We start from the raw sequence: 23,511 nt of genomic DNA, 5'->3' as shown, positions 1-23,511 counted from the left end.
ATTTATGCGGCGCCGGAAGCCCCGGCGTTTACGCCTGGGGAGGAGGCGCCGCCACTACCTCCCTTCTCTACCCGAATTTTTTCGTACTGCCACCCGTCGGCACGTTGCAGGAGTTTTATGTGCCTGTATGATATACCCTGGCATATCCGTTTTCCCGAGCCGTCCTTGATGTCGAAGTACCCGCTGGCGCGTACGGCCACCCGGCCTACCCAACGACCGGCGTACTTACCCTCGGGTACTTCAGCCATCACCAGGTCGCCGGTCGTAAAACCGAAATACATTTTCTGTCTGGTCCGGTGACTCACTGGGAAACCGTACTTGTCGGTATTGCACATTTTCCGGGTCCCCCGCCCGAGGGCCGTCCAAACCTGGACGTACTCCTGGTTGATTGCGAGATTCTCGGGTGTGCTCTCGCCCACGCAGCAGGCGTCGTAATAATGGGTCTTGGGCAGACCCATCTTAAGACGATTGTATTTGGTGCGCGCCCCGGTGCCGCATTCTACCGACAGGCCAGTTTTCTTGAGCCGGTCGTACAGCACCCACCGGGTAGCGTTTACCAGTGCTGCGTCCCGCAGCGGCTCCTTGAGCTTCCTCAATATTTTGGGTAGATTTTCCGCCCGAACCTGATCAAGTTTCCGCTTGGATTGCTTTAATTTCTCCAGCCATTCTTCCGGCTGAAGGTTACCTTTTGCCTTATTACATTCCTCACAGGCCAGCGTTAAATTACTGATGCGGTCGGTACCTCTCGGCCCGCGTTTCGGGTTCCGGGGTACGACGTGTTCCACCTCCAGAGGCACGCCTTCTTTGCCGCAGTAGGCGCATTTCCGCCCCCACTTCTCCAGCAGGTACTCCCGGACTTCGTAGCCAAAAAGTTCTCCCTGCTGGTATTCCACGCCAGATATATCCGGGTTCTGCATCAGCTGCGTGTCGAATTTGACGTGCTCAGTGGAGATGGCCGTTATGGGCAACCATCTGGTCAACTTATCGACCACGCTTAATGTTTGGTTTACCCGGGCCTCTAACGACGGTGCCAGCCGTCCCTCCCGGTGACCGTTGTCGACAAAGTTCTTTGCCTTCTCGCACGGCCGGCAGTACCGGCTGCCGTGCTGCGCATTTTTACCGCAGACTGCGCATTTCTCCGGGTGCCGGTTGTTGAACCGCGGCTCGCGGTACCGTGTTTTCCGGTTCCGCCGGCTGTGGCGCTGGTTCCTCCGGACGTCCAGTCCGTCCTTGATACTTGGTTTGTGGTGGATCTCCCCCAGCAAGATAACCTCAGATCTGTTAGGAGTATCTTCCCGGAGAACAGCGAATCCGGTGGTCCTGCTCCCCGGATCAAGTTTCAACCGCAGCGGCTGGAACCTGCTTTCTTCCGCTGTCCGGTCTTTAAGCCGGATGGTAAACGGGGACATCCTGTGGACTACCGCCCTGCCGCGTTCCAGCAACAACCTGGCTCGCTTCTCCGTGCAGGGCATTAACGGTTTCTTGTGTTTATCCAGTACAAATACCATGAAAACCTTCCCCTTTCGGAGACCCCTTACGGGGCTCGTGACGCGCCCGGGCCGGACCAGCCCGGGCGTCTCTCCTGGCCAATGTTAAGGAGGTTTTTTGCGTGCGGCACACTGCTCGCTGACACCCCCGCTCGCTGTTTAATGCCGCACCACAGGGCATGGGACTGGAGAAGCATCCCAGGGTGTGTTGGCCCCCTTAACGTAGCGTGGTTCAACCGCCTGGTCCGCAGGCTCCCACACTGAGGCGGGTCATAGCGCTGCTCCAGAGAGCAGCTTTCCACCCAAAGTGGAGACCTGACGGGAGTTGCCTCCGGCCAAGCCCCCGCCTTTAGGCGTGGGGTCTATGACCTCTTCCGTACCTTCTTTCTCTTTCCTCGAACCCGACGGGTTTGCCCCCGCGCCGCAAATAAGCGATGTAGTTCCGGAAAATCTCGGAAACAGTAGTATCCATCTCGACAGCCAGATAGCGCAGGAACCGCCACTCTTCCTCCGTCAACCGCACCTGCACTGCTTTGACCTTCCCTGACATTAGTACCGCGACCTCCAAACCTCGTATCTTGCTTTCATTATATCATGATTGCACTACATTGTCAAGGGCTGGCAAGCGTAGATTTTGCTGGAACAGTTCAACGTTTTTTCTGAATAGTGCGGGCGCTTCCCCGTAAGCATACTCGCCTCTACGCGCCCCGAAAAGTCTCCCGTGCTGGGCGCGCATCTGGAGGTCGCGGCTCACGAACACCACGCGGGGGACCGCCTTCCGGGCAGCGGCAACCCTCTCCGGCCGGGACAGCCCGTTCAGAAACAGGGTCACCCTGTCCCCGAGCCTCGCACCCATATACTCCAGCCCGGCAAGCAGGAACGCCCAGTCCTTCTCCGTCCGGTAGGTCTGGGCGTTGACAGCGATCGCCGGGATCTTCAGTTTCTCCACGCACCTGCACCACCGCTCCAGGTCTCTCTCCGTCCACCAGTAGACGTTGGGCGCGACCGGCACTCCCAGAGAGGCCAGCCGTACTGCCGCCAGGAGGCTCCGCCGCATGTTGATAAGATGCTCGAAGCGGGGGTGTTCGCCGTAGACGCTGTAGTTCGGCCCCAGGACCAGGGCGAACCCCGCCCCCGCCACCTGATCCCATAACCGGCAGCGTAACTGCTCCGTCCAGAGCCGCTCGATCAGCTCGTCGGGGCCGAACATGTGCAAAACCACCTTTTTCCCTGGAGGCAGGCCCAGTACCCCGGCGGCCCGGCGGCCCCGCCACCTCGGGCGTAGGCCCGCGCCTTTCTTCGAAAAGACCCGGGAGGCGCCGACGGCGTACGCAGGGTGATTCGCCGCGGCATCGTACTCCGCCGTGCGGTAGCCGTCCACCTCTGGGACCACGGGAGGGAGGTCTCCCGGCACCGGCGGCCAGTCCACCGTGCGGGGGAAGGAGAGGTCCAGGGTACCCCCCACGTCCCTGATCCATGCCTCCACGTCCTCCCGGCGGCGGCACCGCACCGGGCAGGAAGAGCACGGCCTGGCGCACCCGGCGTGGTTGCATTCCGGATGGCAGCCGCCGCAGAGGTTGTAAAACCGGCAGTCGTCGCAGTTGCAGGAGGACTTCAACGAAGCCATTTCCTCGTCTCCTTCCCCGGGGAAATGCCCAGTGCCGCCAGCACTTCGTCCCAGGCGGGTGAAGAACGCTTCCTGCTTTTAGCCATACACAGTTTGACTTGGTGCAGTCCGGCGGCTATCTCGTAAGGACTGAGCCCGGACCGCTTCAGGTTCTCCTCCAGCTGGAACGCCGCTCTCACTTCGCCGGGCAGGGGCGGGTACACCAGGCAGCGCACCTCCCGGAAGTGCGGGTTGTCCGGCCAGAGTTCCCGGCCCAGCATAATAGCCCGGTGGCGCCGCTCCCCGGCTATGATGACATATCTCTTTCCGGGTCCCCTGTTCTCCTCCACTACCAGGGGCTCTATCAGCCCCACCCTGGCGATGCTGGCCGCGAGATCGAGGAGTCCTTCCCGGGGAAAATTGCGCCGCGTCTGGTGCGGGTCCGCCTGGATTTCGTCCGGCGAAACCAGGCGGAACTCGGGATAGAGGTCCTCAGTGCCGGGCAGGGGGAGGACGTCACCGGATACCTCAGGGGTCGGCCCCGCTCTCTCCGGGCCGGAAAGCGGGGCGGGAATTCCGAAGTCCAGGGAAAGCTGGATCACTCTCCCGTCACTTCCTCACCGGGAGGACGATGGCCCGGTAGCCGTCCTCCCCCTGTCCGGACGGCGTTATCAAAGCGTAAGGGTTTGTCCCGGTGTCCCGGCAGAACTTGAACAAAACACTTTCCGACTTTAATGCCTCCAGTATGTCGAGGAGGTATTTGATGTTGAAGCTGTCGCGGAGTTCCCCTCCTTCGCCAACGACAGCCGGGATTTTCTCGAATACGCCGCCCCTGTCGGAACCGCCGGACACGGTCAGCGTGTTACCGGAGAAGTGGAGGTGAACTGTGGGAGCTTTGTTTTTATCGTACTCCGCGAACACTTCGGCGCGCCGGAGCGCCGACTCGAAACCGCGCCTGTCGGGGATCTCCGCGGCGAAAGAATGCGGCACGTCGAAAAACCGCGCCGTGTCCGGCGGGAAAGTACCGGCGACCAGCCGGAACCACATTCGTACGCCGTCGGCGCGCACCTCGGCCCCCGACTGGTCGAAAAAGACTTCCGCTTCTCCGTCCCCCTCAAGAGCCCCCAGTATGCCCGCCAGGTCGCTGGCCGCTTCCTTCGGCAGCAGGACGCCCTTCCGCTCTTCCCCGAACCGCCGGACTTCCAGCGGAAGGGTCACCAGCCGATAGGTGTCCGTAGCGGTGAACCTTACCCCCGCCCCTTCGAGGTCGACGCAGACTGCCGAGAACGCGGGCCGGGTCGGATCGTCCGAAGCGGCGAAAACCACCCGCTTCAGGGCGTCTCTCAAGTCCCCGGCGCCGGTGGAAAACCCGGCGAGCCGGGCGTTCTCCGGCCGTTGGGGGAACTGGTCCGCCGGGAAACCGCTGATTTGCGCCGAGTTACCGGCGTAGCGCACTACCGCGCCGTCCCCGTCCTTCTCGACCTCGATCTCCCCATCGGGGAGGAGCCGCAAAAGTTCGGCCAGCTCTCTCGCGGGGAGTACGGCTTCGAAGTCACCGCCCCGGCAGGGTACCGCGACCTCGATCTCCCTGTCCAGGTCCGTCGCGGCGACCGTCAGGGTTCCTCCGCCAGAAGAAAGCCGGACGCATGAAAGCACGGGAAACGGGGAACGCACCGAAACCGCTTTCCGGGCTAACTGGACCGCCCCGGACAGGCGAGCACGGTCGACGTAAATGACATCAGGCATTTTCAAAGATCACCTCTTTAAGCTTTTTTGAAATTGGAATGCCAGCGGCCCGATACCGACACGCGCACGGAGCCGCCGTCGAGGTCGACTTCGTCCACTTCCACCAGGGCGGCGCCGCCGTTCTTGCGCGTGAACGCCTGGGCCAGCCCCAGGGCCAGGAGAAGCCGGGCGAGCGCGGCCTCGCCCGTAGCCCGCACCTCCACGCCGTGCCCCTCGGCCAGCGCCTTGGCTATGGAGCCAGCCACTTTTTCCGGGTCGGATGCGGAGGCCACGCGCGTGTGGAAGACCAGCGGCGGGCGGGCTTCATCCGGTTGATTCTTGCGGTATACGCTGCCGTTGCTTGGCGCGGGCGGCGTCATGAAGTAGGGCCTGAACCTCGCCGGTTCGCGGCCCTTGAGTTTGACACGCGGCATTGTTCTTCAACCCCTTTCTCAAAATTTGGAAACCTGGCATGCATGGAGCTCACCCTGAGCTGGTGTTCGCCGGGCCGGAAGACTACGACCGCCGAGGGGAACGGGGCACTGCCGGGTGCGCCGCCGAATCTCAGCCTGCCTATGACGAAGCGGATCTCGGCGGCCCGCATCACGTAGTCGTGCCACCAGCGGGTGTCCGTCCTTGACGGGAGCAGACAGACCACACTGCACCCTTCTGCGCCTCCTCGAAAGCCTTCCGCACCCACTTCCCGATCTCCCGGCCGTAGGGCGGGTTGCAAAAACAGATCTCCGGTGCCCAAGGTTGCTGCAAGCCGTCCTGTTCCGGCGTAAAATACCGCGGGCACTTGGCGTTCCACGGCTTGGCGCAGACGTCCAGGGTGAAATGAAATTCGGTATTCAGCGTAGCAAAAAATGAAGCCGGGGTTTCCCATTCCCCGGTTTGCGAAGAAAACATGCTTTTGTTGAACATATTTGCCAATCTCCATTCTATCAAAGTCGAAAATTGCCCAAACAACTCGAATTGTATTCATCAAAAAAAGAAGGATTTTCACTATTTTTGTCAAAAACCTCTCACAAACGATTTAAAAGCTAAAATAATACTAACACTAAATATCTTCAACTTAAGGAGGTTATATTATTAATGTCCAACTGGATTGTGTCATTTGCTTCAGCAGCATTTGGTAGCATATTAGCGTGGTTATTAAGTCAAATTGGAGCCAAGAAAGCTAGTCAATATATACAGGTACATGGGCATAACTTCTTTAGCATTGAATACCAGCAGAGAAATACTGTCATTCATCAACATTATAATGATTATCACAACAAAACACCACAATCTAAGAAAAGCGACTCGAATGAGTGGATATTATTAATTTTAATTGGACTAGCAATAAACATTGCTCTGGAAATAATGATATCGTTATATTATAAAACTATCGTAACATGGAGCTTCTATCTTATTGTTTTTAGTTTCTTTTTAAGTGTAATTCTAATAATTAGGATATGGCAGATTGCATCACGTTTACGTATTAATACACCACTAAAATTAATTTTTGCGATAATAATAAACCTCCTATCATGGGGGTGGATTGGCTACCTTTGGTGGAAAATGGATCATCCTGGATATTATATTGAAAATCAAATAAATACTGTGGCAAATGCCTTTAAGTTTGGGGGTTTTAATGCGGTTCATCTCGATTTTCATCTTGTCAATTTTGCTATCGGGATTTTCTTTACCATAGCCCTTACTATATTCTCCGTAATGTTAAATATAATAATCGCTAAACAAGTAACTAGAGGTGAGTTTTGGGGAAAATATGATTGGTCAACTCTTGTTAGCATAATTATCATTGTTTTTGCTTTTGGATCTTTAGGTTACCTTTTTATTACCGATACAATTTCATCTTTATCTTCTCTTAACTTCACTTTCTAAAAATGATCGCAGGGTAAACAAAACTGGCCCCAAAACTGATGCTGATAAAATGACTGGAAGCATGGTAAATTCGTAAAGATTTAATTTACAAGACATAAGTAATGTTGCAACGTTTTCTCGACTAAGCATCAACATTAGATATCCTGCTCCCACTATAACCAATACAAAATTAACAAGCATCACTACAAGAAGCCGATGTTTTTGCCGTTGCAATTTGTTCAGCAATATAAAAGACATTATCCCATACATGATGTTAACAATAACCCAGGACATCAATAAGCCTCCTTTATTCTTAAAATTAATAAATTTAAATATCCCCAAAGCCCACCCTTGGCTTAACTAAAAAAAGAAAACCCCAACTTTATAACCGGCTTGAGATATCGCTTAAAGCCCGTTGCGCTCACCACTATCCTAAAAAGCTCAAATACCCCAAAAACCTCACTTCCACCAGACCCGGTTCCCCGGCACGCACCGACGCCGGACCGGTCTTACCCCTCCACGCCACCCAGCGCCTCTCCAGCTCCGGGAACGGCAGGACGAAAAACCTGTTCAGTTCCCAGAAGCCTATCAGCACAAAAGAAAACGCCCCGGTGAGGGCGCAGTCTCTCAAATATTCGTACTGGTGCGGTTCGAGCTTCGATAAAGGCCACCTGTCGCCCCTGGATACCTCCTTCGCGTCGAAGGCCAGGGGGAGCGAACCGGAAGGCAGGAAGACGTGGCCCAGGAAGTCCACGGCGGCCTTTTCCTCCACCTTGGCGCTGACTATTTTCCCGCCCGGCCCCCGAATGGGGACCCAGGCCGTGGGAACCTTGTGGATGACGGCCAGCTTCTGGGCGCGGTACCGGTCGTTGGCCTGCTTTATCAGGTCTTCCAATGCCTGTCCGCGGTTGGCTTGAAAGATAGCACTCATCTTCATACCTGCCTCATTCGTCTGAAGATGTGTTTTTTCCGAAAAGTCGGCGACAGCTTTTCCTTCCACAGAACCGCAAATATCGGGCATATTACCCCAGTAAAAGCAGTTGCCAGCGTTATCCTGGCAAAAGCAAGCGTTTCGACGATTCTTCCAGTAATCATGAAGTAGTGACCGCATGCACATACTCCCAGCAGGCACCCGAGAAAACCACAGGCAACAAGGGAAAACCAAAATTCGTCGTTCACCGCCGCAAAAATACCCCACAACAGGAGAATTTCTGCCGTACCGAACCCTCCCCAGCAGGCTGCCAACCTTGCAGTTTCGGCATCGCCCGTCAGGGCGTAAGCGACCCAGGCAGGTATGCCTGCACCAAATGTCACCGCCACAATGAAAAGGCCGATTATGAATTCCACAAAATCACCCCTTTCCCGCCCTCGCCAGAATTGTGCCAGCGACAGGTATTACGCGCTGTATAGATGGAGCTTAAATAGGTTCAGGAACTACGTCCCGCGGGTAACCGTGTGACAGCGAAAATTCCGTCCACAACGCTGCGATGACTGATAACACCAAAAGGGGCACCAGAGTCGCCCTGTACGCCCATGCCCATTCCGTAACCAGTTTTAAAACAGCTTTCCTGTGCAAAACTTATCTCTACCCCACGAAAGGTTTTTGCCACGTTACCGGCGGCAACAAAAACAATACAATGCTCTCCCGCTCAGAGGGACAAAAACGCTGCCGCACCTGGGACACCTTTTCGGCTTGTAGTGCTTGTTGACGCACAGCGAACTCAACCGGCGGTTTTTGCCGTAACCGGCCATCGTGACCACCCCTTCCTGTTTTTTCGCCGAGTTTTCCCCGCCACGCGATACCGACAAGCAGCGCCAACCTACCTGCAAAAAAACCAATTGTTGCTGAATTTGCAGTAGTATGCTTGCCAACCCACAAGAACGGTCTGTCGCCAGGACAGTCTTTGTACCACCAGTCGCCGGGTATTAAACTCCAGGCCAATTGAAAACCAATTTTCCCGAAGGCAATCAGGCGGTACCGCACCACCCGCCCTCCGTGGGAGTACGATTTTCCGATTTCCATCCCATGCCCCCCTCGCTTACGGCTGGAGCAAATCCTTTCCCACCCAGTCGGATAGAGGGCCGATAGTCCCTTCCACTGCAACAAGAAAGTCCTTCACGTTTTCCGATCCCCACAGCATCCTCCGGAAGTGATTCAGGTATTCCTGGAATACGCGCTCGACCAACTCTGCCTCCATTCCTCCCGGGGCGGACTGGTAATAGACATCAACGGCCCTGGCAATGGCCCTGGAAACGGCGTCCCGGTAAGAAAGCCTGCTCAATCTTACCACCCCTCCTTCAGTTCTATGTTCGGGCAATTACCTGCAACTTTTGAAACCCTCGACTCCCCGCCCACCATCTCGACCCGGTACACGGCATCCGCCGCCTCGGCCAGCCTCGGGTCGTGGGTCACCACCACGAACTGACGTCCGGTCTCCCGCGCTACGGCCTTGAGGAGCTCCCCCAGGGCGCGGCTGTAGCCTTCCGAGAGGTGCTTGCCCGGCTCGTCCAGGAGAACGGGGGCCTGCGGGGGAGACACAGCAGCGGCCACCAGCACCCGCAGGGCAAGGGACACCACATCCACTACCCCGCCTCCCCGGGCGTCCAGGACCGGCGTCCTGACGTGAGCACCGCCGTAATCGGAAATTATCGAAAACTCGACTTCCGGGCGGCCCCGCCGGTCCACGATCTCCGCGGCAAACTCGACACCCGGCCCGAACACGGCCCGGAGGGCGTCAGTGACCACCCGTTCCACTTTTTGCCGCGCCCTCTCGCGGGCCGCCTCGGAAGCGGCGCGGAACACGTCAGCCACCTTCTCCAACCGAACCGTCTCCCGCTCCACTTCGGACAGGCGAGAGGCCTTGCGCCGCCTCATCTCGGACAATTGCTCGAAGCGGCCGCGGCGCCTCTCGTACTCGGCACGGACAATATCAGCTTTCTCAAGCAGGGACGCCAGCACGGGCAACCAACTCCTCGAACGGCCTCAGCAGTTCCTCGACCCGCTGGATCTTCTCCGCGATCTCGCGCTCCAGCCGGGCGATCTCCTCCTCGACCCTGTCCGGCTCCACGCCCATCGCCCGGATCTGGGCCTCCACCTCTGCCAGGCGCTTTTCGGCCATCTCCTTCCTGGCGGCCGCCGCGGCGCGGGCGGCTTTCGCTTCTTCGACGCGCTTTTTCAGCTGGGCGATCCTGTACTCTTCCCGGTCAGCTGACAAGCTGTTCAACGATTTCACGGACATCCTCCCCCTCGATTTTATTGAGGCACACCGGGCACCGGCCCAATTCCTTCAGCAAGCTCCCCAGTTCCTCCGCCCCCCGCTCCAGCGCCGCGCGGGCTCCAGCTTCCTGCGCGTTAGCCGCGGCGACCTCGGACTCCGTCCGCCGGTACTCGCCCAGCGCACAGGCCAATGCGTCACGCTTACCGACCAGCGATAACAGGGCGTCTACAAGGTCCCCGGCCTCACCGGCCGCTTTCCCCGCTCCGGCGATCCGGGCGGACTCTTCGACGAGCGTTTCCGCTTCCCGCAACTGGCACTGCAAATCCGCCAGCACTCTGAATCGTCCCCGGTCGTCCTCCAATTCGGCTAATAGTTTTTCCGCCCCACCGGCGCCTTCCGTCTTCTCCAGAATTCCGGCGGACGCCGCCACCTGCCCGGCCGCCTCCTTCATCCCGGCGACCGCCAGCATAAGACGCGCTTTCTTTTCCTGTAAGGCCGCGACCTCAACCAGGGCAATACCCGCGGCTTCCGCGCCCGCCGCGGCCCCGGCGATTTCCCCGGAAACGCGGACCTCGCGGCGAAGATAGTCCGCGTCCTCCCTCGCGGCCTTCAGCGCCGCCAGTTCACGGGCATGGGAGCCGGCAATTTCAAGAATAGCCCCGGCCTCCAGGCAACCCCGGGCGGCCTCCAGCGTTTCCCCCGCACTCTTCAGCTCACCCCGCAGGGAGAGGATTTCGCCGCGGAGCCGGTACAGAGCGCTCCGCACTGCCGCATCCGCGTCCGCCTCCGCGAGGAGGGCCGCCGCCGCGTCCAGTCCCGCCGCGGCCACGAGCACCTTTTTTGCCTCCACCAGGGAGGCTTTCGCCCTGGCCCGATCCGAAAAAAGCGCCTCCATCACGGCTTTCCTCTCGGAAGCGGCCCCAGCTTCCTCGAGCAAGCGGTCCGCTTCCCCCAGGGCTTCCTCCCACCGCGGCAGGTCGGCGTACTTTTCCAGCTCCCCGTCCAGGGAAGCGATCTCGTCCTCCAGCGCCCGGGCTTCCCTCCGGAGCCTCGCGGTGTCCGCCAGCGTGTCCTTCAGCGCGGCGTCGAACACGTCGGCCCGGGAGAGCAACCCCAGGAGCGCCGCGCCCACGGAACCCGGCTCACCCAGGAGGAACGGAGGGTCGAGCTGGCCGGCCACGTTGGGGGTGAAGGACGCCCCACCCGCATCGATTCGCCGGACGCCGGTGACATTCGCGACCTCGTCCGGGAGAGAGGCGCCGAACCCCTCGTAAACGTCCTCCGGTCCGTCCGGCCTTGTGACGGTGTAAACGTTGCGCCCCCCGTCCTTCCGGCGCTCGACCCCGGTGCCGCTGGAGTACAGGGCGGCTACCCGGCACCCGGACGCGCCCTGGCGGACGAAACCCGAACCCCGCGGCTCATTCAGGAAAAGCCACCTCAGGGCGCGGATTACCGCCGACTTGCCGGCGTCGGACTCGCCGACCAGTACGGTGACGCCGGGTGAGAGCTTTATTTCAGTGTGCCGGTGGGACTGGAAGTTTTCGATGGTCAGTTTGTCGATGAACATTTCCTACCACCTGTTCCTTAATCAAGCGCTTTACGGACAAAATCGTTGTCATCATCAGCAGCATTGGCCAGGTAGTCTTCCTTGGTGACTGGAACAACATATCTTCTCTCAATTTCGAGGAGCTCCGCCAGAACCTCGGCCAACTTCCCGGCGGTCTCTTCATATTCTCCGTCAGAAAAAGGCTCATCTCTATCAAGGCCAACTCTGGCATAGCACTCTATGGGACTGCCGTCTTCGTCAACCGCCATTTCCGCTTTTGATTCGATGCGGAAGTAAAAATGGTACTTGTGGACTTCAGGCATAGAAACCACTTCCTTTGGTTTTTATGGAGCCGCCGGGCAGGACTCGAACCCGCACCCCTGCACTTTAGGGAGCATGCTCTGCCGGTTAAGCTACATCGTCGAAACCCGCACCTGAAACCTCCGCCACGCTTCCGCTTCCACTTCCGGCCCCGCGCCCGTCCGGGCGAGGACCTCCCTCAGCACTTCCTCCGGCTCCATGACCGCGAACCGCTCGCCCCGGAACAACTCCAAGCCCGCAAGGAACGCCGCGCGGCTCTCCTCCCTGGCCCGCGCCGCGTCGAGGTGGGCGCGGCTCAGCACCTCCTCGCCCGGTCTCGCGCACTCCAGCGGCACGTACCGGTGCGAAATGCCGCTACCGGAGCATTCGAGCACCACCACCCCGGGCGTCCTCGCGATCTCTTCAGAGTGGGCGGAGAGCCTCACCAGCGCGCCGGGATTTAACGCCACTTTGCCGCCGACCCAAATCTCCCAGGGCATGTGGTAGTGACCGGCCAGGGTGTAATCGGCTCCCGTCGCCTCCAGGACTTCCTCGGCAGCGGTCGCCGCCGGGAGGAAGGGGGCTGAGGAGATCACGGAACGGGGCAGCAGCATACCGTGCGCCACGTGGACGGCGAAATCGCAGTCCCGTTTCTCCACGGTGTAGTCCAGGGCCGGGTCCCGGCGGTCGATCCCCGCGTGGTAGCCCCGGCCGGTGAGCTGGAGCCTGACCCCTCCGCCCTCCAGGTACACCGGCTCCCGGTCCAGCAAACGGACCAGGCCCATCCTGGCCAGGAAGCCCAGGAGGGTGCGCGGGAGGGTAGCCGGGTTGTGGCCGTACACGTCGTGGTTCCCCGGCACCACGTAGAGCGGTGCGTGGACCCCCCGCAGTATTTCCAGGTATTCCCCTACCTGGCCCAGGCCGGGTTCCGGGAGGTCGAACAAGTCCCCTCCGTGGAGGACAGCGGAAACGCTTAATTCGTTAGCCAGCCGGACCACTTCCGCCAGCTTGTCCCTGACGGCGGTCCCGAAGTCGTCCGTGCGGGCCGCCGGCGCGGTGCCCCGGAGGTGGGTGTCGGTGAAATACAGCAGCCGCATTTTTACCGCCCCCTATTCAGCACCCAGGAATATGTCCGCTTCCGTTTCCCCGGTTTCTTCACCCCACTGACTGCGCGGGGCGAGCAACGTCCCGTTCCAGTTATAATCCCGCCCGCACCGGTCACAGGTGTTGGTGAAACCTTCACAGATGACGGTATTGCCGCAGTCGCACCGCACTTCCACATAGCCCGGGATGCGCCTCTCGATATGCCTGACAGGGTCCGGCACTTCCATCCTTCCGCAAATGGAGCACTTCTCCGGAGTAGTCCTCTTCCAGTTGCCGGCCCCGCAGTTGGGGCATATAACCCCGCCGCCGATCTGTTCAACAACGTATTCCGCCGGCACCCTCCTGATCACTTTTGGCATTGAACCCACCTCTTCACGATCATTCGGCGCAGGATGCCTCCCAATTCATTGGGGGAAGGAATGCGCCGGCACCTCCCTTCCGTAGGTGTAGCCATCAAATCTCTGGATTAACCAGCAGTGCTTCCAGCTTACCCCCTGGGCCAACCGGTGGCCGGAAACATCCTTTATGTCGAAGTAGCCGGAGGCGCGCACGGCGACGAAGCCCACATACCTGCCCGCATATTTCCCGCTCGGGACGTCCGCCGCAACCAGGTCGTTTGTCATGAAACCGTAGTGGAGCTTTTTCCTTCCCCGGTGGCCCACCGGGAAGCCATAAGCGTCGGTGTTGCACATCCTCCGGGTACCCCTGCCGACAGCGCGGATGACGGCTATGGGGGAGTCAAGGCCGTTTATTGTTGCCGGGGTGCTCTCCCCGACGCAGGCGGCATCGTAACAGTGGAGCTTGGGCAGGCCCAGGCGTAAGCGGTTCTTCTTCGTCTGCGCAGCAGTGCCCAGCTCCAACGGAAAGCCCAGCTTTTTCAGCTCGTTGACCAGAGCGTACCTGACGGCATTCATGAAGGCAGCTTCTTTTAAAGGTTCCTCCAGCTGGGCCAGCACCTTCGGCAGGTTCTCCGCCCGCACCCGGTCGATTGCCTTCCCGGACTTCTTCAGCTCCTCCAGCCACTCCTCGGGCTGTTTGTTGCCCTTGTCGTCGTTGCACTCCTTGCAGGAAAGAGTCAGGTTCGAAATGCGGTCGGTACCTTTGGGGCCGCGCTTCGGGTTTCTGGGCACCACGTGCTCCACTTCAAGCGGAACGTTCTCAGCGCCGCAGTAAGCGCACTTTCGACCCCACTTTTCCAGAAGGTACTCTTTTACTTCGTAGCCGAAAAGGGTACCGTGCTGGTATTCTACACCGGAAATTTCCGGATTCTGGAGCTTCTGGGTGTCGAATTTGGCCCACTCGACCGAAATGGACGATACCGGAAAGATGCGGCAGTACCGGCGCACCCAGGACAACAGTTCGTCTAAACGCGCTTTAAGCGAAGGGGGCAGCCACACTTCCTTCGGATAGAGGTCGCGCGGCACGCCCGCGTGTTCCCGGCAGGTGTCCTTACCCTTTCGAGCGTTCCTGCCGCACACCCGGCACTTTACCCTCGGCCGGTTGTTGAAGCGGGGTTCCCTGTACCAGGTGTGCCGGTTCCTCCGGCCCCTCCGGCAGGCCCGCCGGGTATCAACACGGTCCTTGACGTCCTCCCTGTGTACCAGGTGGGACTGGTGGACCACTGTTGCGCGCTCCGCCGAGTCTTCCCTTAAAAGGCTGAAGCCACTGGTTTTTGCCCCCGGGTCAACCTTCAAACGGACCGGCGGAGTGCCGCACTCCTCCAAAAGGCGGTCTTTTAACCGGATGGTGAAGACGGGGTAAATGCGGTATACCACGGCGCGGCCCCGCTCCAAGAGCTGGCGCGCCCTTTTTTCCGAACACGGCGCCAAAGGACGCTTCTTCCTGTCTAAGACGGCAACCAAATCCCAGCACTCCTTTCGTTTCCCCTTCCGGGGAAGCCCGCAAGGGCCTTGTAACGCCCCTCCGTGTAGCGGCACGGGAGACTCTCCTAAACCTTGTTGGCCGGGGGCACATGTCCCGGCGCGTTTCTGCCTACCCCAGGGGTTGTCTGCCGCCGGAACTCCCAGGGCGTGAGACTGGAGAAGCATCCAGGGTGGGTATTTAGCCGCTCCGACCAACTGCTGCAGCTTCATCAGGGCCGCCACCCCTCAACTGCGGTCGGGTCAACCAGGGCGTTCCCGGAAACCGGGAACACCCTCCGGCTGAAGGAGAAGCATTAAATCATGCCTCCCACTTCAGTGGGGGGTGGTTGACGGAAAAATTTTAGAACACCGTAGACTTATGCCGCCTCCCGCACGCCCGAGCACCCGGCCAGCTCCAGCACCAGGTTCAACCCCCGGTTCCACCCGGCGTACCGGCCGCCGGTCACCCGGCCCTCCGCCACCCGGACCGCCGTTCCCTCTCTATCCAGGACCGCCGAAAAAAGCGCCGCAACCCCGCGCGGGAGGTACCCGATTTTGTACCGGCCTTTGCCGGCTACTTCTACGTACACCGCCACGGCGTTCGGGTCGAACCCGTTCGGCTCGCGCGCCAGTCGGAACCGCACGGCGCCGGCAGGGTACTTCGCCAGCCTCTCTAATGCTTCCTGGCGCTTACCAAAAGTGACTCCCGCAACCCTGGTGGCAAACCTTTTTTGTTTGATCATCCTCCAGGCCCGACGTAGTGCGTCCGGGCGGGGAACCCCGAGCTTACAGAGCCTATTTGCTAAAGTGAAGACGAGAGAGCGGTCGAGCATTCGAGAGCAGCCCCCTATTTTTTAAATGATCAACTAAAAGTTTAGATTTCTAAACCTATTGTAGACAAAAATAAACCTCCCGTCAAGAGGTTTTTTAAAACTTTTTGTTTTCAATTCTAAACCTTTCGGTTATAATATCTTACAAAAGGTTTTGAGAAAGAGGGAGAAACCGTGTTCACGTACAAGCCTTTGCTCAAAACGCTCATCGACAAAGACCTGAAACTTCAGGACCTCCGGGAAAAGCTCCGCATTTCGGGGGCCACTCTGGCTAAAATAAGCAAGGGCGAATATGTCTCGATGGAGACGCTCGACAAAATCTGCGACTTCCTGGACTGCGAGATCCAGGACGTGATCCAGCATGTCAAGAAGCGGGAACGGAATTGATCCCAAGTTTGCTGTACACCTTCAACCTGACTCTGTACTGAGCCAGGAAGACGCCTATCTTCTCATCAACGAAATCGAAAATCACCGCCTCCTTTTTTCCGGAGAAGGGGCGCTGGATCCGGCCCACCTTCTGTTCGATTTCCGCCGCGTTGCGTCCTCCGGCCACCAGGAACAGGCGGTCGAGGCGGGGAATATCCAGTCCCTCTTTGGCAATGTCCACGGCAAATAAGACATCAAGTCTCCCGGCGTTCACATCCGCCAGAATTTGCCGCCGCCGGGTCCTGCCGAGCCTCCCGTGAACCACGGCAGTTCTCAGTTCGGGACACCGCTCCTTCAACCTCCCGGCAACCTCTTCACAGTGGGACACCCGCTCCGAAAGCACCAGGGAGCAGTGCCCCGGACACTCCCGGGCTAGAACCTCCACAATGCGGCGATTGCGCTCCGGGTCGCCCAGGATTTCGTCCAGGATCTCGTTGTAAGGAACCGGGGGAGGCTTGACACCGGCTTCCCTGCACTGCGCGGCCAGCGACTGGTACCTGGACCAGGCCGCCGACGCGCACCCCGTGCGGACGGTCACCAAACGGGGGACGACCAGCGCGCCGACCCGATCCCGGGAAACAGCGTACAATAGGGGGCCGATGACCCGCTCGGTAACTACCTCCAGGCCGTCCGCGCGGTCCGGCGTGGCGGTGAGCCCGTATCTGTACCTGGCGGGCAACCTGTTGACTATATTTTTCCAGGTTAAGCTCGGGGAGTGGTGGCACTCGTCAACTACCACCGCCCCGAACCTCCCCGCCAGGGTGGAAAGGTCCATGTTCGCCATCTTCTGCACTATGCCCACGGTCAAACGCGGGCCTATCTTTTCCCTGCCCGCTCCGATAACTCCAATTTCTTCCCGCGGCAGCCCCAGCAAAGCAACCGCCCGTTCGACCGCCTGTTCCGCCAGGTCCCTGGTGTGGGTCAGCCACAGGGCCGGCTGTCCCAGCCGGGCGATTATCTCCAAGCCCATCACCGTCTTCCCACTGCCCGCCGGAGCCTGAATCACCCCCTGCGTGACTTTCAAAGCCGCCTCGACCGCCTCCGCCTGGTAGTCCCGTAGCCGTACCCGTGAACCGAACAGTACGGCAGGCAGGACGAACCGCCGGTCGTCCAGGATGTACGGGACGTCGTGCTTTTTCAGGAGGCCCAGGAGCCGCCCGGCGTAGCCACGGGGGAGCAAGGCCGCCCCCGTCCTCGCGTCGGTTTCGAGAAGAGAAATATTCGTCGGGATCCTGTAAACGCTCCGGCCGTACCTGACGGCCTCCTGGTAAGCCGGGTTGGGGATGGTAAGGTCGCTTGCCAGAGCGGCCCAGAACCAGGGATGCCGCCGCCTGACCTCCCCCGCGTCGGGGATGCGGATCATGCTGTCAACAATTATTTTAAACAGCCTGACCACCTTCTTTCTTTCCGCGATGGCGGGTAGTTCACCGCCGACAGCAAACTTCTCATCTCAATCTCTTAACCTGCCATCTCAGTTGAGACCACCTGGAACCGCCCAAAATCAGGGCGGAAATCACCAAGGCCTACGAAACGGCCCGCTACGGAAAGCACGTCACGGAGCAATTCCGGAGTGACGTATTCGGGTGCGAGTACGTTCACCGTGAATTCACACTGCCACCCAGGCAAGAGACCTGGCCGCTCACGGTTGACCCGACTCCTCTGCACCACTACGCCCCGGCGGTCTACGAATTGCGGCTCCTTAATTCTCTTCCCGTCTACCAGCACCGGACACATTTCTGGCTCAACAAAGATGGTGGCGGCGAAAAGCTCTTTCGCTTGCTTCTTTTGCCCCGTACTCCGGGGGTCGGAAAAGTGTTTGGCGGCATTCAGGATGCACGCCTTGATGTTGGTAGCGGGTATTCCCAGATACCCATCCAGGTCACGGTAGAGGTAACTCTCCAAGTTGTCCGTCTTCTTCTCCCTCGAACCCTTTGACGCCTTGTTCTTCCGCTCCACAGCCTCGGGGTCGTACCGGTGAAACAAGAGCCTGGAAATGCCCTGGATCCTCACACGCATAGCGTAGTGGGGCATTACAATGGTCGAACCAATTGTCCTCCCTTCCAGAGATTGATCGGTTAATTTCGCGATAGCCACAATGACCACCCCCGAAAAAGTTTCTTTCAAGAAAAAATGGACCTGGGACATTCCGAAAAAGAAAGTGGGGGAAAGGAAACCGGGAAGCGAACCTATGCCGCCCCCGGTTTCCTCCATACCCAAGCCAAGCCTCGCCCCACCGAACCCAGCCGGACCACGCCGGGCCGCGCCGAACCATGCCATGCCAAGCCTGACCGCACCATGCCGCACCCCACCACGCTTCATTTCTCCGCCCAGCTTCGGCATACTGCCGCCTCTACTGTAATCGGCACGAGCCGCACAAAGTGAGCACCAGCCAGTTCCATTACCGAACCAAGTAATTCCGCAACCAAACTTGCTTTTTCTTCCGAAGTTTCCAAAATCAGCTCATCATGGACGCAACCGATCAGCCACACATCTTCCCACCCGCGCTGCAGGAACTCACGGTACAGCCGAGCCAGAGAACATTTAGCCACATCAGCGCCGCTTCCCTGGTCAGGGCTGTTGAACAATTCATTCTTCGACCCGGCTTTCCTGAGATAGCCGCCGTTGCCTTTCTTACGCTCCTGCTTCACCACAGGCCACACCCTCAACCGCCCGCCAAGGGTGCGGATGCATGGCCGCTTCTCTTTGAAAAACCCCCTCTCGAAATCATGCCGCCAGAAAGTCTCGAAGCCGTCCTCGAACATCTTCCGTTCCTGCCTGGCATGCCACGCGGCCACGCCAGGGTATGCGCGGAAAAAGGCCTCCCTGGAAGCCTCGGCCTCTTCCGGAGTCATTTTTACGCCGTAGGAGGTCTCGGCATACAGCCTCAGAGTATCCGAGGCCATCCCGTAGATAAGCCCGAAGCCACAAGCTTTGGCCGCCTGCCGCTCCTCTTTGGAAATTTCTCCTTCCGGCTTTCCGGAGATCGCCGCGGCGGTGCGGCGGTGTATATCCGCCCCCTCCCGGAACGCGGCTACCAGGTTGGCGTCGCCGCTGAGTTCGGCCATCAGCTTCATCTCAATGGCTTCGTAGTCCGCCACCACCAGCTTGCGGCCCTCCGGCGCGCGGAACAGGGAGCGGATGTCGGAGCCCCGGGGAGACTGCTGGAGGTTGGGATTCGAAGCCGAAAACCTCCCCACTCCCTGGGGATTAATCTGCCGCAAATCCGGGTGAAGCCGGTCCGTTGCCGGGTGCTGGAGTTCGAGCCACTTTTTCAAGAAGTCCGCCCGCTTTTTCGCCGCCCGGTAAGTCCGTAGAGCCGTGGCGAATTCCCGGAGCGCGCTCCCCTCCGGCAAACGGGATGCCAGGCGGGAGAGCGTCTCGTCGCGGGTGTCCAGGTCCATCTCCTCCCCCGATATCTCGAAGGCTTTCCCGCTCCCTGCCAGGACCCCCTCCCTTTCAGCCAGAAGTTTGAGGCAGTCCGCGCAGTCCGCCCCGGAGTCGGGGTTCAACTCGGGAGAATACTTCTTCCCCGCGTTCTTCTTCGGTCGCGCCCGGAACCCGGCATTCCCGGCCAGAACGACTAAAGTTTCCCGGTACCGGGCGGCCTCGTCTATCGCCGCGGCCAGGAGCTCCCGGGCCCTGGGGGCGTCGAAGAACATCCCGCACAGCTCGATCTCTACGACGGCGGGAACGCAGGAAAACTCCAGCTGCGCGGTTGAGACAAGCCTGTTTTTCAGCAACAGGATGACGAGTATTTCCCGCAACGGGAGGAGCACCGCCGCGTCCTCGGCGGCGTACCGGATCTGTCTCTCCGACAATTCCCCGGCGGTCCAGTCGCTGACCTGGTACTCCTTCTCCAGCCAGATTTCCAGGTGCCGGTGGGCCACCTGCTGCAGAGAATGGGTCGGGTACACCGGCCGGACGGCCTTCTGCGTGTCCCGTTCAAACTGGATTTCGTGCCCGTGCCGGTCAAAGTAGCGTGTCTTTTCGTTACCGTGCTTCTCCACCCTGATGCCGTGCGCTTCGCAATATTCCGCGAACTGGGACTCCGGAACGAAGTCCCCTGCCGTAACCAACTGACTGGCGAGCATGGTGTCGAATATCCTTTCCACCGGCAACCGCCGGCCCAGGGTGGCCCGGAGGAAGGCCAGGTCGAACTTCAGGTTGTGCCCCACCTTCACCACGCCCGGGTCGGCCACCAGTTCCGCCAGGGCTTCCAGCGCCTCCCGGCATTCCTGACCCGGCAGGGCGGTAAGGTCCAGCACACGCACCTTCGCTCCGCTGCCGGGCTCCGGTCCTCTGCCGTCCGGAACCACCAGGCGCTTTTCTCCTGCCGGATACAGGGGCACCGCCAGCTGAACCAGCCTGATTTGAGCCTGAAGGGGGTCCAGCCCGGTGGTCTCGGTATCCAGCCCACATATTCCCACCGCGCGGGCCTCGTTCAGCACCGCACGCCACCCCGCCAGGTCCGGCACCGTCACCACATCCACGGCGTCAAGCCACGCCCGCCACGGAGAGCGAAACCCATCCTTATCCGGGGGACGTGTCGCCAGGCAGTATTTGTCGCCGTCCCGGCCCGGCGTTTTCGGCTCCTCTTTCGGGGTTTCCGGGAACAAGGACAGCTGGACGCCACCGGTAGGATTGTCCCCCGGCCTTGAAACCCCCGCCAGACGCTCTGGAAGGGATTTTAAGAGGGGTTTATCGAAAAATGAATATTCCCGAAACATCTCCGCCCTCAGGACCTTTTAAACGCGCCTTAAGTCCGTCCGCGGAAGTGCGCACGCCCGAAGCCCCGGCGTGTTCCCGGACCATAGCCTCGAAGGCGGCCACGTAGTCCCCGCAAGCCCGCCGGCACCCGGCGGCGTCCCCGGCGCGGTACGCGGTGTCGAAGTCCCGCTCCGCGCGGCTGACCGCCTCCCACAGATCCGGGCGGTTGTCCCGGCACCACTCCAAGACACCCGGGCCGCACACCGCCCCGGCGCGGGCCACGGCCTCCCGGAACATGGCCAGGGCTTCCCTTTCCGAAAACCCGGGCTCTTGACACGGTATTTCCGTACCGGCTGTGGCCGTCTCAATAAGTTTGTTTTCAACTTCAGACAACAGTCCCGGCATTCAAATCACCTCTATCGAAATCCGCTCAGAGAACTCCTTCTTTTCAAGCGGGAGAGGTTTCACTGTAGCGGTCTTGTTCCCGCGGGAAAACCGGACCGACCCAGGGGGTGACCGGCAGGACCTCCAGGAGCTTTTTGTGCCTGGCGGAAAGCCTCGGGTCGGCTATGACCACGATCCCGGCGTCGGTTTCCCGGCGGATCAGCCGCCCCACGCCCTGCCTCAGCTTCACGGCGCACAGCGGGACGCTGACGCGCCGCGCCGCGGGCCAACCGCCACCCGCCAGGTAAGTCCGGGCTTCCACGATGGGGTCGTCCGGCGCGGGGAACGGCAGCTTGGAAATCACGACCGCCGTGAGGACGTCACCCGGGAAATCCACGCCCTCCCAGAAAGAATCGAAGCCGACCAGGACGGCCCTCCCGTGCGCGGCGAACCGCCGGGACAGTTCCCCTTTCCCGGCGTCACCCTGGACGAGGAGAACCCTGTCCGGGGAGAGCAACCCTGCCAGGGAGGACTTCACCGCTTCCATTTCCCGGAGGGAGGTGCAGAGGACGAGCACGCCGCCCGGCGTGGCCCCGGCCACACGCGCCACCAGTTCGGCCAGCCGCCGCGGCTTTTCTCCGCTCCCTGGGGACAGGCAGGCGTCGGTCGGCACGTACAGTTTCATCTGCCTTCCGTAGTCGAACGGGCTTTCGACCACCCCGCACGCCGTGTCCTCCGGGAGTGCGAATTCCTCCCGGAACCACCGGAACCCGTCGGACTGAGGGAACGGGAACAGTGTGGCGCTGGTGAAGACGACCCCGCCTGGATATAGGCCCCATAAACAGGGCAAGTAGTCCTGGAGTCTTACCGGGGCGGCGTGGAAAACCCCTCCCTCCACCCAGCATGCGTCGTTCCCGCCGGCCCGGTAGTGGTCATTCATCAAAACGGCCCGGGAAAGAGCTTCCCGTAGCTCGGCCATCCTCGCCAGCAACCTGTCGGCCTTCCGGGTCAGGTCCCTGTCTACGTCGCCGCAAAGATCCACGTAACGTTTCAAAATGTTTTCAGCCACTCCGAAAAATTCCCCCGCCAGGACGGCGGCGTTTTCTTCTTCCCCGCCGGTTTCGCCCGGGTACCTCGGCCGGCGGTGCTCCGCCCCGGAGTATTTCCGGACGAGGAGATCCACGGCCCTGTCGACCCGGCCCGCCAGCTCCCGGAGTTTTTGCATGTCTGTTTCCTTTTCCCGAATGAAATTCTCCCGTTCCGCTCCTTCCAGGCGGGCAAGCACCCTAAAGGAGAGGCTGTCGATGGAGTTCTCCAGGTCGCCCCGCAACCGCGCCCAGCGGAGGCGGGAGAAGTGAGTTCCCAGCGCGTCCCTGAACGATTCCGGGAAGTTGTGGGCCTCGTCTATGATCAACACGTCCGGCGGTGCTTCATCCCGCCCGTGGAACACGGACTTCCCCGTTTTCCGCCGCAGGACGAAGTCGGCGGCCACCATGGCGTGATTGGTGATGACAATGCGGGCTCCACCCGCTTCCCGCCTCGCCCGCGCAAATGAACACGCGGCGGGACACCCGGCGCACTCCGCGGCTGGCGACGCCGCGCTGACCGAGTGGAACCACCGCTCCCGCTCGGCCCCGTTCCCCGCAAGACCGGGCCAGGCGGGCAAGTCGTCGAGTTCGCCGCTCCCGCCGATTTCCGTCCAGAGTTTTAACGCCGCCAGGAAGGCGGTCCTGGGGGAAAACACCGGTGGGCTCGGCTCCTTGGTTTCGCGCACTTCCCTATCCATCCTCCATGCACGCCTGGCCAGGCGGTCCTTCTTCCTGGCCTTCTTGAGTTCGTCTTCCAGGACCGCCGGGCAGAGGTAGTTGCCTTTCCCTTTAAGCACCGCCACCGCGGGAGGGGAAACGTCGATGTGTTGCGCTACGAGATCCGCCGCGAGCAGTGCGTCCTTCCCGGCCAGCTGTTCCTGGAGGTTCTTCGTCCGCGTGGCCACGACCACCCGCCCGCCCTCACGGAGGGCGTAAAGCATCGCGGGGACGAGGTACGCCAAACTCTTGCCGGTACCGGTGCCGGCCTCCACCGCCAGGGCTGGCCACTCGCCGCGCAGGAGCCGCGCGACAGCCCTGGCCATGCGCACCTGCCCGGGGCGGCGGCTCAGTCCGGGCGCGGAGGTGAAAACCGCCTCAACGGCGTCAGGAAGGTCGATTTTTTTCCGTTTTTTCCCCGGCTCTTCTCGTTGCGGCATTTTACCGTTTCCTGGTTCAAAAAAGCTCACAATACCTAACAATTGTTAGTTTTTGTGAACCCGGCCTCCCCATGACCAGGCTTTCGCTCCTTTCTGGATTGGATTTGCCTATCCCTGGGAGCAGGCTATAGCGACAGGGAGACCTCGGCCCCGGGAGTCCCACCCGGACGGGAGAACTGCGCGAAACAGGCACTTCCGGCTTGCG

At 60.2% G+C, this 23,511-nt stretch carries 27 protein-coding genes; 2 read left to right on the top strand and 25 right to left on the bottom strand.

What is annotated here, in order from left to right; genetic code table 11:
• Positions 1-2 precede the first annotated feature (2 nt).
• From iscB (G7K71_RS13645) to G7K71_RS19510, 7 genes are all read right to left on the bottom strand, one after another.
• Positions 3-1,508: an RNA-guided endonuclease IscB gene (iscB, locus tag G7K71_RS13645; protein WP_166347348.1), complete on the bottom strand. Its 1,506-nt coding sequence runs from the start codon at positions 1,506-1,508 to the stop codon at positions 3-5.
• A gap of 328 nt (positions 1,509-1,836) precedes the next feature.
• The gene (locus G7K71_RS13640; protein WP_072870219.1) at positions 1,837-2,037 is read right to left on the bottom strand and encodes a hypothetical protein; all 201 of its coding nucleotides are present in this window, start codon (positions 2,035-2,037) and stop codon (positions 1,837-1,839) included.
• Between the two features lie 42 nt (positions 2,038-2,079).
• On the bottom strand, positions 2,080-3,114 hold the full coding sequence (locus G7K71_RS19910; protein WP_166347345.1) for a DUF4417 domain-containing protein: 1,035 nt from the start codon (positions 3,112-3,114) through the stop codon (positions 2,080-2,082).
• A complete protein-coding gene (locus G7K71_RS13630; protein ID WP_166347342.1) occupies positions 3,102-3,695 on the bottom strand; it encodes a ParB/RepB/Spo0J family partition protein in 594 nt (197 codons plus the stop codon). Before G7K71_RS13630 ends, G7K71_RS19910 begins: the two co-directional genes overlap by 13 nt.
• 7 nt (positions 3,696-3,702) lie before the next feature.
• Positions 3,703-4,839, bottom strand: a complete 1,137-nt coding sequence (gene dnaN / locus G7K71_RS13625; RefSeq protein ID WP_166347339.1) for a DNA polymerase III subunit beta — start codon at positions 4,837-4,839, stop codon at positions 3,703-3,705.
• 17 nt (positions 4,840-4,856) lie between these two features.
• Positions 4,857-5,252 (bottom strand): stage V sporulation protein S, encoded by a 396-nt coding sequence (locus tag G7K71_RS13620; protein ID WP_166347336.1) that lies wholly within the window; start codon positions 5,250-5,252, stop codon positions 4,857-4,859.
• Between the two features lie 169 nt (positions 5,253-5,421).
• Positions 5,422-5,742, bottom strand: coding sequence for a phage N-6-adenine-methyltransferase (locus G7K71_RS19510; protein WP_243174908.1), 321 nt, complete (start codon positions 5,740-5,742; stop codon positions 5,422-5,424).
• A 171-nt stretch (positions 5,743-5,913) separates the two neighbouring features.
• Between G7K71_RS19510 and G7K71_RS13610 the strand changes: the two genes are divergently transcribed.
• On the top strand, positions 5,914-6,705 hold the full coding sequence (locus G7K71_RS13610; protein ID WP_166347333.1) for a hypothetical protein: 792 nt from the start codon (positions 5,914-5,916) through the stop codon (positions 6,703-6,705).
• Here G7K71_RS13610 and G7K71_RS13605 read toward each other — a convergent pair.
• From G7K71_RS13605 to G7K71_RS13545, 13 genes are all read right to left on the bottom strand, one after another.
• Entirely contained in the window at positions 6,679-6,978 is a 300-nt protein-coding gene (locus G7K71_RS13605; RefSeq protein WP_166347330.1) for a hypothetical protein, read from the bottom strand. The two genes, G7K71_RS13610 and G7K71_RS13605, sit on opposite strands and share 27 nt — an antisense overlap.
• A 133-nt stretch (positions 6,979-7,111) precedes the next feature.
• Positions 7,112-7,615 (bottom strand): Holliday junction resolvase RecU, encoded by a 504-nt coding sequence (locus G7K71_RS13600; RefSeq protein WP_166347327.1) that lies wholly within the window; start codon positions 7,613-7,615, stop codon positions 7,112-7,114.
• A 2-nt stretch (positions 7,616-7,617) separates the two neighbouring features.
• The gene (locus G7K71_RS13595) at positions 7,618-8,031 is read right to left on the bottom strand and encodes a hypothetical protein (RefSeq protein WP_166347324.1); all 414 of its coding nucleotides are present in this window, start codon (positions 8,029-8,031) and stop codon (positions 7,618-7,620) included.
• Between the two features lie 238 nt (positions 8,032-8,269).
• Positions 8,270-8,707 carry a hypothetical protein gene (locus G7K71_RS13590; protein WP_166347322.1) on the bottom strand — a complete coding sequence of 146 codons (438 nt, stop codon included), beginning with the start codon at positions 8,705-8,707 and terminating at the stop codon, positions 8,270-8,272.
• Between the two features lie 16 nt (positions 8,708-8,723).
• Entirely contained in the window at positions 8,724-8,966 is a 243-nt protein-coding gene (locus G7K71_RS13585; RefSeq protein WP_166347319.1) for a hypothetical protein, read from the bottom strand.
• A gap of 2 nt (positions 8,967-8,968) precedes the next feature.
• Complete coding sequence (locus G7K71_RS13580; protein WP_166347316.1) at positions 8,969-9,643, bottom strand: ATP-binding protein; 675 nt, start codon at positions 9,641-9,643, stop codon at positions 8,969-8,971.
• Positions 9,624-9,917: a hypothetical protein gene (locus tag G7K71_RS13575; protein WP_166347313.1), complete on the bottom strand. Its 294-nt coding sequence runs from the start codon at positions 9,915-9,917 to the stop codon at positions 9,624-9,626. The genes G7K71_RS13580 and G7K71_RS13575 overlap by 20 nt, the downstream gene beginning before the upstream one ends.
• Positions 9,889-11,469, bottom strand: coding sequence for an AAA family ATPase (locus G7K71_RS13570; RefSeq protein ID WP_166347310.1), 1,581 nt, complete (start codon positions 11,467-11,469; stop codon positions 9,889-9,891). The genes G7K71_RS13575 and G7K71_RS13570 overlap by 29 nt, the downstream gene beginning before the upstream one ends.
• A 17-nt stretch (positions 11,470-11,486) precedes the next feature.
• Positions 11,487-11,771, bottom strand: a complete 285-nt coding sequence (locus G7K71_RS13565) for a hypothetical protein (RefSeq protein ID WP_166347307.1) — start codon at positions 11,769-11,771, stop codon at positions 11,487-11,489.
• A 90-nt stretch (positions 11,772-11,861) separates the two neighbouring features.
• Positions 11,862-12,845: a metallophosphoesterase gene (locus G7K71_RS13560; RefSeq protein WP_166347304.1), complete on the bottom strand. Its 984-nt coding sequence runs from the start codon at positions 12,843-12,845 to the stop codon at positions 11,862-11,864.
• Positions 12,846-12,857: 12 nt separating this feature from the next.
• Positions 12,858-13,211, bottom strand: coding sequence for a hypothetical protein (locus tag G7K71_RS13555; protein WP_166347301.1), 354 nt, complete (start codon positions 13,209-13,211; stop codon positions 12,858-12,860).
• A 45-nt stretch (positions 13,212-13,256) separates the two neighbouring features.
• Entirely contained in the window at positions 13,257-14,714 is a 1,458-nt protein-coding gene (gene iscB, locus G7K71_RS13550; RefSeq protein ID WP_166347299.1) for an RNA-guided endonuclease IscB, read from the bottom strand.
• A 377-nt stretch (positions 14,715-15,091) separates the two neighbouring features.
• Entirely contained in the window at positions 15,092-15,457 is a 366-nt protein-coding gene (locus tag G7K71_RS13545; RefSeq protein WP_166347296.1) for an HIRAN domain-containing protein, read from the bottom strand.
• Between the two features lie 261 nt (positions 15,458-15,718).
• On the opposite strand from G7K71_RS13545, the gene G7K71_RS13540 reads away from it, so the two are divergent.
• Positions 15,719-15,931 carry a helix-turn-helix domain-containing protein gene (locus G7K71_RS13540; protein WP_166347293.1) on the top strand — a complete coding sequence of 71 codons (213 nt, stop codon included), beginning with the start codon at positions 15,719-15,721 and terminating at the stop codon, positions 15,929-15,931.
• Here the strand turns inward: G7K71_RS13540 and G7K71_RS13535 are convergent.
• The 5 genes from G7K71_RS13535 to G7K71_RS13515 form a co-directional block, all read right to left on the bottom strand.
• Positions 15,909-17,366, bottom strand: coding sequence for a DEAD/DEAH box helicase (locus G7K71_RS13535; RefSeq protein ID WP_166347290.1), 1,458 nt, complete (start codon positions 17,364-17,366; stop codon positions 15,909-15,911). The genes G7K71_RS13540 and G7K71_RS13535 overlap by 23 nt on opposite strands.
• A gap of 62 nt (positions 17,367-17,428) precedes the next feature.
• The gene (locus G7K71_RS13530; protein WP_166347287.1) at positions 17,429-18,310 is read right to left on the bottom strand and encodes a hypothetical protein; all 882 of its coding nucleotides are present in this window, start codon (positions 18,308-18,310) and stop codon (positions 17,429-17,431) included.
• On the bottom strand, positions 18,286-20,586 hold the full coding sequence (locus tag G7K71_RS13525; RefSeq protein ID WP_166347284.1) for a DNA polymerase: 2,301 nt from the start codon (positions 20,584-20,586) through the stop codon (positions 18,286-18,288). Before G7K71_RS13525 ends, G7K71_RS13530 begins: the two co-directional genes overlap by 25 nt.
• Before the next feature lie 82 nt (positions 20,587-20,668).
• Entirely contained in the window at positions 20,669-21,082 is a 414-nt protein-coding gene (locus G7K71_RS13520; protein WP_166347281.1) for a hypothetical protein, read from the bottom strand.
• Between the two features lie 43 nt (positions 21,083-21,125).
• Positions 21,126-23,306 carry an ATP-dependent DNA helicase gene (locus tag G7K71_RS13515; RefSeq protein WP_166347278.1) on the bottom strand — a complete coding sequence of 727 codons (2,181 nt, stop codon included), beginning with the start codon at positions 23,304-23,306 and terminating at the stop codon, positions 21,126-21,128.
• Between the last annotated feature and the right edge of the window lie 205 nt (positions 23,307-23,511).

It is taken from the genome of Desulfofundulus sp. TPOSR, from assembly GCF_011393055.1.
Lineage (GTDB): Bacteria > Bacillota > Desulfotomaculia > Desulfotomaculales > Desulfovirgulaceae > Desulfofundulus > Desulfofundulus kuznetsovii.
Note: the sequence above shows the minus strand (reverse complement) of the source record. Positions and strands in the feature narration are given on the sequence as shown.